Source organism: Schinkia azotoformans, from assembly GCF_035811335.1.
Classification (GTDB): Bacteria; Bacillota; Bacilli; order Bacillales; family Bacillaceae_J; genus Schinkia; species Schinkia azotoformans.
On sequence record NZ_JARSMD010000008.1, the window covers coordinates 104,687 to 117,321 of the forward strand.

12 protein-coding genes are annotated in these 12,635 nt (G+C 39.7%); 11 read left to right on the forward strand and 1 reads right to left on the reverse strand.

From position 1 onward, the window contains the following. Positions 1–10: 10 nt before the first annotated feature. From P9E47_RS04485 to P9E47_RS04505, 5 genes are all read left to right on the forward strand, one after another. Positions 11–946, forward strand: coding sequence for a peptidoglycan DD-metalloendopeptidase family protein (locus P9E47_RS04485; RefSeq protein ID WP_326162676.1), 936 nt, complete (start codon positions 11–13; stop codon positions 944–946). Between the two features lie 973 nt (positions 947–1,919). Then, positions 1,920–2,252 (forward strand): DUF485 domain-containing protein, encoded by a 333-nt coding sequence (locus tag P9E47_RS04490; RefSeq protein ID WP_035195959.1) that lies wholly within the window; start codon positions 1,920–1,922, stop codon positions 2,250–2,252. Between the two features lie 29 nt (positions 2,253–2,281). Next, positions 2,282–3,817: a solute symporter family protein gene (locus tag P9E47_RS04495; RefSeq protein ID WP_326162677.1), complete on the forward strand. Its 1,536-nt coding sequence runs from the start codon at positions 2,282–2,284 to the stop codon at positions 3,815–3,817. A gap of 130 nt (positions 3,818–3,947) precedes the next feature. Further along, positions 3,948–5,870, forward strand: coding sequence for a DUF294 nucleotidyltransferase-like domain-containing protein (locus tag P9E47_RS04500; protein ID WP_003333337.1), 1,923 nt, complete (start codon positions 3,948–3,950; stop codon positions 5,868–5,870). 146 nt (positions 5,871–6,016) lie between these two features. Beyond that, positions 6,017–6,679: a 3'-5' exonuclease gene (locus P9E47_RS04505; protein ID WP_003333336.1), complete on the forward strand. Its 663-nt coding sequence runs from the start codon at positions 6,017–6,019 to the stop codon at positions 6,677–6,679. A 169-nt stretch (positions 6,680–6,848) separates the two neighbouring features. On the opposite strand, the gene P9E47_RS04510 is transcribed toward P9E47_RS04505, so the two are convergent. Continuing rightward, on the reverse strand, positions 6,849–7,418 hold the full coding sequence (locus P9E47_RS04510) for a Uma2 family endonuclease (RefSeq protein WP_003333335.1): 570 nt from the start codon (positions 7,416–7,418) through the stop codon (positions 6,849–6,851). Positions 7,419–7,714: 296 nt separating this feature from the next. On the opposite strand from P9E47_RS04510, the gene P9E47_RS04515 reads away from it, so the two are divergent. The 6 genes from P9E47_RS04515 (at position 7,715) to P9E47_RS04540 (ending at position 12,512) form a co-directional block, all read left to right on the forward strand. Then, entirely contained in the window at positions 7,715–8,491 is a 777-nt protein-coding gene (locus P9E47_RS04515) for an isoprenyl transferase (protein WP_326162679.1), read from the forward strand. Between the two features lie 286 nt (positions 8,492–8,777). Continuing rightward, positions 8,778–9,068, forward strand: a complete 291-nt coding sequence (spoIIID, locus tag P9E47_RS04520) for a sporulation transcriptional regulator SpoIIID (protein ID WP_035195972.1) — start codon at positions 8,778–8,780, stop codon at positions 9,066–9,068. Positions 9,069–9,289: 221 nt separating this feature from the next. After that, entirely contained in the window at positions 9,290–10,291 is a 1,002-nt protein-coding gene (gene mreB, locus P9E47_RS04525) for a rod shape-determining protein (protein WP_003333329.1), read from the forward strand. Between the two features lie 133 nt (positions 10,292–10,424). Continuing rightward, on the forward strand, positions 10,425–11,270 hold the full coding sequence (locus tag P9E47_RS04530; protein WP_326162680.1) for a flagellar hook-basal body protein: 846 nt from the start codon (positions 10,425–10,427) through the stop codon (positions 11,268–11,270). 15 nt (positions 11,271–11,285) lie between these two features. Further along, positions 11,286–12,119: a flagellar hook-basal body protein gene (locus tag P9E47_RS04535; RefSeq protein WP_326162681.1), complete on the forward strand. Its 834-nt coding sequence runs from the start codon at positions 11,286–11,288 to the stop codon at positions 12,117–12,119. A 63-nt stretch (positions 12,120–12,182) separates the two neighbouring features. Beyond that, the gene (locus P9E47_RS04540; RefSeq protein WP_003333326.1) at positions 12,183–12,512 is read left to right on the forward strand and encodes a DNA-directed RNA polymerase subunit beta; all 330 of its coding nucleotides are present in this window, start codon (positions 12,183–12,185) and stop codon (positions 12,510–12,512) included. Positions 12,513–12,635: the final 123 nt, after the last annotated feature.

The following is a 12,635-nucleotide window of genomic DNA, read 5'->3' on the forward strand; positions in this document are numbered from 1 at the left end:
GGTGATGAAAATGAGAGAGGAAGAAAAAGTAACTTCTCTAGATTCAAAGTGGAAACGTATTATCAGAAAGAAATGGGTGCTTCCATCAGTTTACATTGCAAGTGCAGCATTAATTTTGACAGGAGTACTTTGGTTCCAAGCAGCTACAGGCAACCTGTTCGGTACAGATAAAGACGAGCAAGCACAAAATGTAGCCAACAATCAAACACCAAACTACACAAACCAAGAAGCCATTCCTGTTACTGCAACTGAAGAAAACTTCAAAATGCCTGTAATGGATGAAAAATCAGTCGTCATTAAGAAGGAATTCTATGATAATGATGCATCCAGTGAAGAACAAGAAGCCGCACTCGTTTTCTATAATAATACGTATTATCCTAGCACTGGCATCGATATCGCCCAAGAAAATGGCGAAGGCTTTGACGTAGTAGCTTCATTAAGTGGCACAGTCGTTAGAGCCGAAAACGACCCGATCCTAGGAAACGTAGTAGAAATTGAGCATGAAAATGGCGTAACCACATTCTATCAAAGCTTAGATGAAATGCATGTGGAAGCGGGGATTCAAGTAGATCAAGGTGATGTTATCGGTACAGCTGGAACAAGCGTTTATAATAAAGATGCTGGCATCCACGTACATTTTGAAATTCGTCAAAACAACGACCCTATAAATCCCAATGATTTATTCAACAAACCATTTTCAGAAGCTGAAAACGTGGCAACTAAAAATGCAGCAAAATCAAAAGAGTCTGCTGAACAAGTGAAAGAAGAAGGAAAAACGGATGCTGCTGATAAGGCAACTGAGGCTAAATCTGCTGATGAAAAACAACCGGAGCAAAGTGAAGTACCTGCTGATAAAGTGAAAGATCAGCCTTCTGATAAAAAAGAAGACAAATCTGGTACTGAAAAACCAGAAACTGACGCTTCTATTAGCATGAATAGAGGTTAATGACACAGCAAAATAATGAAAGGTCTTGAAAAATCCACACAACTTCAAGGCCTTCTTTTTTTGTAAAAAAACTTCTGAAAAATAGTAATTCTCAAATCTCCTAATTAGTACATTTGTACTATAGAAACCTTAATAATTCACTATGTATAATACTGATTACCTATAAAAATAAAGAAAAAGTCAGCAAAGACAAAGACCTACCACCAACCATTATTCATAAAATAAAACAAAAATTCGAACTAACCCGCAAATCCCCCCATAAACTTCATCCACAATCCTGAAATAACATTATTTCAATATAAAAATTTAACGTCACAAAAGAGCCAAGGAATTGTCACATACAAGCTTACAAAAACGTGTCCAACCACAAATCGACAAAAAATTATAATAAATTTATAAAAAAAATCTTGACGGTAGCACCTATATTCTGGAATAATACAACTATGGAAATATTCAAAAAATTATTAAAAACGTTATAACTCTCTGCCTAAAATTATATTGAAAGAGTGGAGCCCAAACAATGCTCAACCCATACGCACAAAAGGCGGAATAAATTTTACTTTTCTATCATATGTTGAATACGCTTACATGTAAGATAGTTATAAAATCTTGTCTGGAGGAAAAAGTGATAGAGAAATTAGAAAAATAAAAATCTACTAAAATTCTCATAAACACAACAACTCACACATAGTTTACAATAAGCCCACCTTTTCGGGCTTACTGATAAAAAATAGGACGACCTCTAATGAATTTAAGGGGGTGATTCAAAACAAAGGGGTTAAGAGGGTAGTCCACAAAGTATTTATCTAAGGGAGAAGGATTAACTTTATTCTATTGAATAAAGTTAAAGCCTCCGGCGGATGCCTCAGATTTTCAGGGGTAGTTTTTCGAGCGAGCTCGAAAAAATCTGGGCACAAATACGCCAAGGCGCATTTGATCCATAGGGACATCACACAATAAAGGGGATGAAAAAATGAGTAGTACTGCTCGTAAGGAAACACGTTCAGGTAACGTAGATTATGAGAGATTAGTTGAAACACCTGAGTTTAAAGCGTTGGTTAAACGGAAAAATGCATTTATGACGCCATATGTAATCGTATTTCTGGCTGCCTATTTCATACTTCCGATTTTAACAGGGTATACAAGTATACTAGAAACGAAAGCCATTGGCTGGATCACATGGACATGGATTTACTCATTCGCGATGTTTATCATGACTTGGACGTTTGCAACAATCTATTTGAAAAAGTCTTCAAGTTTCGATAGCGAAGCTGAAGAAATCATTGCAAAAAATATTCTCAAATAAAAGAGATCATATAAAGGGGGGCGTTCTAATTGGGTATTGTTTCTGTACTAATTTTCGTTGCTGTAATAGCAGCAACACTAGTAGTAACTTATTGGGCAGCAAAGAGAACTTCAACGGCAAGTGAATTCTACACAGCTGGTGGATCTTTGTCTGGTTGGCAAAATGGCATGGCGATAGCGGGAGACTATTTATCAGCTGCTTCATTCTTAGGTATTGCGGGGGCAATTTCTTTAGTTGGTTATGATGGATTTTACTATAGTATTGGTTGGTTAGTAGCTTATCTAGTAGTATTATTCCTAGTAGCGGAACCAATGCGTAACCTTGGTAAATATACAATGGCAGATATGATTGCGTCACGTTTTTCAGCACCTAGAGTTCGTGGTGCAGCAGCATTCAATACAATCACGATCGTAATTTTCTATATGCTTGCTCAGTTAGTTGGAGCGGGAGCACTTATTAAACTTCTTCTTGGCATTGACTATCATATTGCAGTTATTATCGTTGGTATTATGATGACAATTTACGTTTTATTCGGTGGTATGACAGCGACAAGCTGGGTACAGATCATTAAAGCGGGTTTACTCATGGCAGGAACAATTATTATTTCCTTCCTAGTATTCTTAAAGTTTGACTTCAGTCTAGTTCAAATGTTTAACGAAATGGCAACAGCAACACCACATGGTGAAGCTTACTTACATTCAGGTGTTAAATATAAAAATCCATTGGATTTAATTTCAGTTCTAATTGCACTTATTCTAGGTACTGCTGGTTTACCACACATCCTAATGCGCTTCTTTACGGTTAAAGATGCGAAAACAGCTCGTTCTTCTGTAATTTATGCAACATGGATCATCGGTATTTTCTATGTATTAACAGTTTTCTTAGGCTTTGGTGCGGCGAAATTCGTAGGCTCAGATGCGATTATTGCCGAAAACGCAGCTGGTAACATGGCGGCGCCAATGCTTGCCGGCGTATTAGGTGGACCAGTTCTTGAATCATTCGTATCAGCGGTTGCATTCGCGACGATCTTAGCGGTTGTTGCCGGTCTAGTATTATCTGGAGCATCAGCGATCGCTCATGACCTTTATGGACAAATTTACAAAAAAGGTAAAGCAACTGAAAAAGAGCAAGTTAAGGCAGCTCGTGCAGCTTCATTAGGTATCGCTGTATTCTCGATCATCATTGCACTTGGTGCAGAAAAAATGAACGTTGCGTTCCTAGTGTCACTAGCATTCTGTATCGCTGCAGCAGCAAACCTACCAACAATTCTTTTTACAATCTATTGGAAAAAGTTCAATACAACGGGTGCAGTAGCATCAATGGTAGTAGGTCTTCTTTCATCATTAATTCTTGTGGCAATCAGCCCAAGCGTAATGAGCCCAACAGAAGGCGCAACATTAATTACAGGAAATCCAATCTTCCCATTCACGAACCCAGCGATTATCTCGGTACCACTTGGTTTCTTGGCAGCCATTATCGGTACATTAGTTTCAGCTGAACGCGATGAGAAGAAATTCGCTGAGGTTGAATTCAAAGCACAAACTGGTTACAGAGAGATTGGTTAATTCATTAAATCTTAAATTGGTAGTCCTAACCCACAAATAAAATAAATAGACTGAGAACCCTCCTTCCTACTTTGTTAAGCCATGGATGGGGGTTTTCGTCTATTTTCAAAATAATAATGAGGTAGAAGCCATGAATGTACTGAACAAAGTAGAACTATATGAGCTGGTGCATAAACATCCACTATTTGCAGGCTCAACCGAGGAACAATTTTCAAAATTAATGGAAGACTGTGAGTTGAAAATTTATAAAAAAACGGAAAAAGTCCTGTATGCCAAATCCCACAGGGAAGGCCTGCTTCTCATTTTAACCGGGGTGGCAGAAGTCTACATTGGCGGGGAAAATGACAGAAGGGAAATTCTTGAAGTTCTCCAACAAAATGAAATTATTGGCTTTTCAAGTCTGGCTCAGTTTTTAGGTGAGCCGGATGATCATATCCGTTCCCTTACCGTTGAGGTAGAGGCGGTTGAGGATCTATATTGCCTGAAAATCCCTTATTCAGTTGTCGAAAAAAGATGGTCAGACGCAGAGGTCCGTGATTTTTTCCTAAGAAAAGTAGCAATCAGGCTACGAGATATCTATTCTTCATTGGCCGAACAGGTGAAATTGGCTGCGGATTGGGGCGAAAGTGAGCCGTTTGTCCGCCGTGTACAAGATCTAATGACGGAACCGGTTATTACGATTAGCGAGAATGAGACAGCTCAGGAAGCGGCACGGAAAATGGTAGAGCACGCTATCGGATCGGTCCTTGTAGTGGACGAAGCGGAGAGGCTCCTCGGGGTCATCACGGATAAAGACATCGTTCGTAGAGTCGCAACCCAATTAGAAAATCATTCACTTCAATTTCAAGCTAAAGACATCATGACTCCCAATCCACTTACAATTTCACGCAATGCTTATTACTATGAGGCTTTATCAGCCTTTTACACAAATGGTGTAAAGCATTTACCGGTTATTGAAGAAGAACGGGTTGTTGGAATTGTGACCCTATCTAGTTTGCTTACTAAGAAAAATAGAGGACAGATGAGTATTTTAAAACAAATTGAACAGTCCTCATATGACAATCTACCATCGGTTAAAAATGCCATTTATGATGTTTTAACGAGCTTAATCAATGATGAAATCTCAACGGTTCATATGCTCGAAATTATTACAAAGCTGTATGACCGCCTCACCCGACAATGTGTAGCCCTAGCCGTTGAATCATTAGAAAAGAAAGGAAAGGGTACACCACCGGTTCCATTTACATGGTATTTAATGGGGAGTGGTGCTAGGGGGGAGCAGTTTATGCTTACAGATCAGGACCATTTCCTCGTCTATGCCGATCCTGATGATTCGAAAAAGCAAGCAGTGGAAGATTATTTTTCACTGCTGGGTGAAGAAATCGTCGTGCACCTGGAAAAAGCGGGCTATTCACGTTGTATCGGCAAGATGATGTCCAATAACCCGGATTGGCGTGGATCTATTACGGACTGGAAGGCAAGGCTTCGCGAGTGGGCATTAAAAACAACGGACGAGCAAATTTTATTGGGACAAAACTTTTTATCGTTCCGATTTTTATATGGCGATAACAACTTGAACGAACAATTTGTCACGATGGTCCAAAACAAATTGGAAGTTTCCCAGACTTTCCTTTATTACATGGCCCAACAAGAACGAGAAAAATTAGTTCCACAAATTGACCAATCTTTTCTCGGGCTTTTCAAAGGAAAGAAGAACGTGATAGATGTAAAAAAACATGCCCTGTTCCCACTTCATCATTGCTTGCAGGTGCTGGGGGCAATAAATGGCATCATCGAAGGAACCTCCCTGCAGCTTCTGAACGAACTAGTTAGGAGAAAAGTCCTGTATGAGAGCCTTTCAGACGATTTGCGCCATGCCTACGAAGTAGCTTTGAAAACTCGGATTAAAATGTCTTGGGAAAAACATCTAAAAGGGGAACAGAGCACAACGGAGATAGACATCACTTCCCTTCATAGCTGGGAGAAGGACGAAATCATGAATATGTTAAAAGCCGTGCGTGCCCTGCAGTTCCATCTTTTGTCAAAACTATGAGTTTATAGAACTGAGTGCCGTGCAGTAAGGGGACAGGCACCACTGGTGGTACAACTGGCACACTAACTGGTGTACCAAGTCTGGCACTTTTTACAGGTTGGTCTTCAACAATAATCATGGGTAATTGAAAATAGGGGGATTCAAGCTTGTTCTGGTTAAAAAAATCGATGTCCTGTCCATTGGACGACAATCTACCATTATCAACACCAATCGAAGAACTATCATTCACAATCTTCGATACTGAAACGACTGGCTTTCAAGTAGCGACAACCGATCGCCTACTTGAAATCGGTGCTGTACAAATGAAAGGATTCGAAGTATTAGAACAAAACACATTCCAAACCTTCGTCAAACCAAATCGGGACATACCAAAAATTATCACCGAACTAACCGGCATAACAGAGGAAAAAGTCAAAGCGGCTCCAGAATCAATCGACGCCATCACCGCCTACTTTGACTTTATCGAACAAAACAAAAGTGCAGCACTAGTGGGTCACTACGTTGCCTTCGACGAAATGGTCCTACGGCACGAAATAAGACGAGCTAAGCAAGTCCTAAAAAAGCCAAAACTTATCGATACGCTTAACGTAATCGGGCTCCTCAGCCCGTCCTGGGATATGCGTGACCTAGAAAGATACGCCATGGCCTTCGGCACCCGCATCTACCCAAGACACTCAGCTCTAGGCGACGCCCTAACAACAGCGTACCTATTTAGCGAGCTCCTGCAGCAATTCGTCGACCGCGGCTACAAAACATGGGGAGATTTATTACTATATAGTGATGTGGAGTCGAGGAGTCATTCGTTTTGATGTGATTACTATCTCCCCTTTTAAATTGATATCCTAGAAATAGGATCAATGAAATTTATGGAACTCAATAATAATCATAAGCAAACTAAAGAGTTAATAACAATAATAAAGTCAGGTATCAATGGATACCTGACTTTTGATGATAACTCTGGCCCCAGAATGTAATTTGCTAAATAAAAACTTTTTGAAGTTCGATCTCCAGTCCCTCAACTACATTTACAGGTACAGCATCTTCTTTTGAGTAAACCCCAGACAATCGATAAAAGCCATCTTCCAATAAGAATACTTCTACAGTCTCATAGAAAGGGTCAACGATCCAATATTCACGCACTCCAGCCTTTTCATAGGTTTTATATTTTGTCCAGCGATCATAGTTAGTATTGGATGGCGATAATATTTCAAGAATAAAATCTGGACTTCCGTTACAGCCATGGTCGTCCAACTTAGACTTATCACATATAACTGTTAGATCTGGCTGCACTACATCTAAAATATCCTTATCATCCTTGTTTTCACTAAACAGGCGTACATCAAACGGAGCAAAATAAACCTCGCAACTTTTATTCCTTAAAAATTGACTAAATTCAGTCGAAAGTTCACGCAGTATTTTCTGATGTTTTCTGCTTGGTGCAGGCGTCATATCATAAACTAGGCCATTAATTAATTCCACCCGAACATTTTCATCCCATTTACGATAATCAGCATAACTGTATCGGACATTTTCTTTAGGCAATGCCATAAAATACCCTCCGTTCATACCTACCCATACTTTATATATAATTATAACACTTCTATACTAAATGATAAAATACTCCAGTAATTGCGGACCATAGTTCCCGCCCCCATGGCTCACCTATGGTCCTTCCTTCCTATAAAGGTCCTGTTATAATATGTAAAATAATAAAGAAATATGGAAGTTCATTAGTTTTTACGATAAAATAGACCTACTAGCAAACAAAATACTTGAATTATCTGAAAAATAAATAAAAGTTCTATTTTTAGTAATACTTTAAAGAAATTTAGGTGGAGGATATAATGCTCGATATTTTCTCGTTAATAAAGAACAAAACAGAAATCACAAGTTCGGATTATTCAATAGAAGATATTGATTTGTCTTCTGTACCTAATCACATTGCAATTATAATGGATGGAAATGGGCGCTGGGCTAAAAAAAGAGGTCTTCCTCGTATTGCCGGTCACTATGAGGGAATGAAGGTAGTCCGTAAAATTGTAAAATCAGCTAATGAAATTGGAGTTAAAGTGTTAACTCTTTATGCATTTTCAACTGAAAATTGGAAGAGGCCTAAAGAAGAGGTTGATTATTTAATGAGGCTCCCCGAGGAATTTTTAGGAACATTTTTGCCTGAATTAGTTACTGAAAATGTTCAAGTCAGGGTAATGGGGAACCAAGAGCAACTTCCATCACATACTGTAAAAGCATTAAATAAAGCGATTTATGACACTCAGTACAATGATGGTTTAATTCTAAACTTCGCATTAAATTATGGTAGTCGCTATGAAATGATTGAAGCGATAAAACAGATCGTGAAAGATTCAAAGAATGGTAATTTAGAAGTCGAAGATATTAATGAAGAATTGTTTTCTAGTTATTTAATGACTTCTGATATCGGAGAACCTGATTTGTTAATTCGCACCAGTGGGGAGATTCGGCTTAGCAACTTTATGTTGTGGCAACTAGCATATGCAGAGTTTTGGTTTACCGATGTGTATTGGCCGGATTTTAATAAAAACGAATTTCTTAAATCCATTGTTGAATACCAATGCCGAACTCGAAGGTTTGGTGGGGTATAACTACTTAAATCGAATACATATCAAAACAAAAGGCTGGGTATCGCCATGATACCCAGCCTTTTGTTTTGCACCCATAAATGGACCACAGTTCCCGCCCCCATGGCGGACTCCATGGCTCAAAAGCAAAAAAATTCTAACAATTCCCTTGTCCCTATTGACTTTTAAGCATAATACCACTTGTTCGCTAATAAATATATACAAACCATGTTTAGAGAGTGTTTGAGGTGAGCGTATAAAGTGAGTCTCATTTCGCACTTCTCACATCCAATTTAGGGAGGCGAGTGGTGTGCACGATTACATCAAAGAGCGAACTATCAAGATTGGCAAGTATATCGTGGAGACGAAGAAGACAGTTCGCGTCATTGCGAAGGAATTTGGCGTTTCCAAAAGTACTGTCCACAAAGATTTAACAGAACGACTTCCAGACATTAATCCCGAGCTAGCAAACGAAGTAAAAGAGATACTCGATTATCATAAATCAATTCGACACTTGCGGGGTGGTGAAGCAACAAAATTGAAGTACAAATCGGATAAAACCGATGCTGAGACAGACAGCACCGAAGTACAGATCAGATAATCTAAAAAATCCAATAAATTCCCAATGAAATTTCCGATTAGAAAAACACGATATTTGCCCACAATGGTAAATGTCGATGTTTTTCTTATACTATAATCCATAAAAATTAGACTTTATAGTACAAAAAATGACAGACCCTATGCAAATATGATACAATATGATATTAGAGATAAAGTATCGGTTTCCATATAGATGGAATGGTTTAAGGAGGATAATGATTAATGATTGCTAGGGATATCGGAATTGATTTGGGAACGGCTAATGTGCTGATCCATGTGAAAGGGAAGGGTATCGTTTTGAACGAACCATCTGTAGTTGCGATTGACCGCAACACTGGTCGTGCATTAGCTGTTGGTGAAGAGGCAAGACGTATGGTAGGTCGTACACCTGGAAATATTGTTGCAATTCGTCCATTAAAGGATGGGGTCATTGCCGATTTTGATGTAACGGAATCAATGTTGAAGTATTTTATTGAAAAAATCAATGTGAAAGGCTTTTTCTCAAAACCGCGGATGTTAATTTGCTGTCCAACTAATACAACGTCGGTGGAAAGAAAAGCAATCAAAGAAGCTGCTGAAAAAAGCGGCGGTAAAAAAGTATTTCTTGAAGAAGAGCCAAAGGTTGCTGCAATTGGTGCAGGGATGGATATCTTCCAGCCTAGTGGAAACATGGTTGTAGATATTGGCGGTGGAACAACAGATGTTGCCGTGCTTTCAATGGGCGATATTGTCACCGCCTCTTCTATTAAAATGGCTGGGGACAAGTTCGATACAGAAATACTGAATTATATCAAAAGAAAATATAAGCTGTTAATTGGTGAACGAACATCTGAAGATATCAAAGTCAATGTGGCAACTGTATTTCCAGGTGCACGTAATGAGGAAATTGATATTCGCGGTCGTGATATGGTCTCAGGCCTTCCACGTACAATTACTGTTTATTCACAAGAAATCGGGGAAGCACTACGTGAATCAGTGGCATTGATTGTACAAGCTTCAAAAAGCGTATTAGAACGTACGCCACCAGAGCTATCAGCAGACATTATTGACCGTGGTGTAATCCTAACAGGTGGCGGCGCCTTGCTTCACGGCATCGACCAGCTTTTAGCAGAAGAATTAAAAGTTCCTGTTCTAATTGCAGAAAATCCAATGGACTGCGTAGCAATCGGAACAGGCATCATGTTAGATAATATGGATAAACTTCCAAGTAAAAGATGGGGCTAAACCGGTCGATATAAAATGGGACAAGGGGTCGGGTTCTGTGGCTCGGTGGGTCCTGTGACCCAAATGGGACAGTGAACCTGACCCTCTGTCCCACTATAAAGGAAAAGTTCCGATCTCGAAGGGAGACAACAATATGCTCCGAGGTTTTTATACAGCGGCAGCGGGCATGCTTTCACAGCAACGCCGCCAAGAAATGCTAACAAATAACTTAGCAAACGCGAATACACCAGGGTTCAAAGCAGATCAAGGATCCTTACGGGCATTCCCAGAAATGCTGATCACAAGCATGAACACGGAAACGTTACCTGTAAAAAAACGCTATCAGCTAAATGGCATCCAAACAATCGGTCCAATCAATACTGGTGTCTATATGCAGGAAGCTCTGCCGAAGTTTAAACAAGGCGATATCCAAGAAACTGGTAATCAAACAGATCTTGCTTTAATAGACGGCAACCTTCCTGTCAACCCTAATACAAATCGCCCGGGTGCCATTTTTTTTCAAGTCTTAGATGTAAACGGTGAGCCGCGTTATACTCGAAATGGGAACTTTACGGTTGATGGCGAAGGATATCTAACGACAACGGATGGTTATTATGTAACAGATACATTTGGAGATCCCCTTATGATCTTTGGTAATGATTTCACCGTTACAGCGGATGGACGTTTTTTTGAAGATGGAGAAGATACAGGTCAACAAATACAAATAGCTTATGCTGAAGATCCAGGCCAACTCGTAAAAGAAGGCAATGGACTATTCCGCCTAGATGGCGCGAATCAAGAACTTCCAAGTGCGCTTGATAACCCGGAAATTATCTATCAGGTAAAACAGAAATTTATTGAGCGTTCAAATGTTAATATAGAACAAACGATGACGGAAATGATGACAGCTTATCGGACATTCGAAGCCAACCAAAAGGTAGTACAAGCCTACGATAAAAGTATGGAAAAAGCCGTAAATGAAATCGGTCGTATAAGCTAGGGGGGAGTATGATCAATGAATCGATCAATGCTAACAGCAAGTGTAACAATGGCACAACTTCAGAAAAAGATAGATACCATCGGTCATAACCTAGCCAATTCAAACACAAATGGCTATAAAAGTAGAGAAACAAACTTTAATGATCTTTTATTCCAGCAAATTAATAATCAACCAAACGCAAATGAAGAGATTGGTCGTCGTACGCCAAATGGCATTCGCCAAGGCTCAGGGGCTAAACTCTCTGAAACAAATCTACGGATGGAACAAGGCAGTATTAAATCAACAGATCGCTCGTTGGACCTGGCTTTAAAAAGGCCAAATGATTTCTTTGAATTGCTCGTTGAAGAAAATGGAGACTTCACTACACGTTACACTCGGGACGGTGCCTTTTACCTCTCACCTTACGATGAAGGTGAAATGGCACTAGTTACAGGTAATGGAGATTTTGTCCTTGGAACAAATGGTGAACCGATATTTGTTCCAGAGAATTTTAAGGATATAAAATTCTCTGAGTCTGGTGAAGTAATCGTAACAAACAATGATAATACCGAAGAATCATTGGGCCAACTTCAACTTGTTCAAGTACTTCGCCCGCAACTTTTACAGGCAATAGGTGAGAATCAATTTGCATTGCCGGACTTAGAACAACTAAACCTATTGGATGAGGAAGTTTATCAGGTTGTAGAAGGTGAAGAAGGTTTGATCCAGCAAAGGGCCTTAGAAATGTCAAACGTCGATACCGCAACGGAAATGACAGAGCTACTGACCGCCCAACGCTCATACCAATTCAATGCAAAATCCATCTCAATAGCAGACCAAATGGCTGGTCTGATATCTAATTTGAGGTAGTTTATTCCAACCCGAGTAAGTTTCTTCTATGTATATATAAGTAAAATTAAAGGGGTAACAACAATGGCAAGTGAATTTGAACAGTTAAGGCAAGCTGAACAGAAATCACGCATACAACGGAGACAAGCAAGAGTTGTTGCGCGAGCCGAACGTGTCCAAAAACAACAAAGTCGAGAGAAGGATACCGAACAAAAAAAGCCGACCAAAATCCGGCTTATTCCTATTTGGCTGCGCTTGCTCATTGTTGCGATCCTACTCGTTGTTAGCATGACAGCTGGGATTATGTTTGGCTACGGTGTCATCGGAAGTGGGAAAGCGATGGATGCTTTAAAATTCTCAACGTGGGAACATTTAGTGGATTTGGTTGTAAAGGGTACGGATGAAAATAAATAATGCTAGTAATTTAGAGGGCTGCGTGCTCTCTTTTTTTGTGGCTGGGCCCCGGTTCGTTCCTTTGGGCCATAGTTCCCGACCCCGCGTCCCGAAAAAACTGAGACACAGTTCCCGACCCACTAG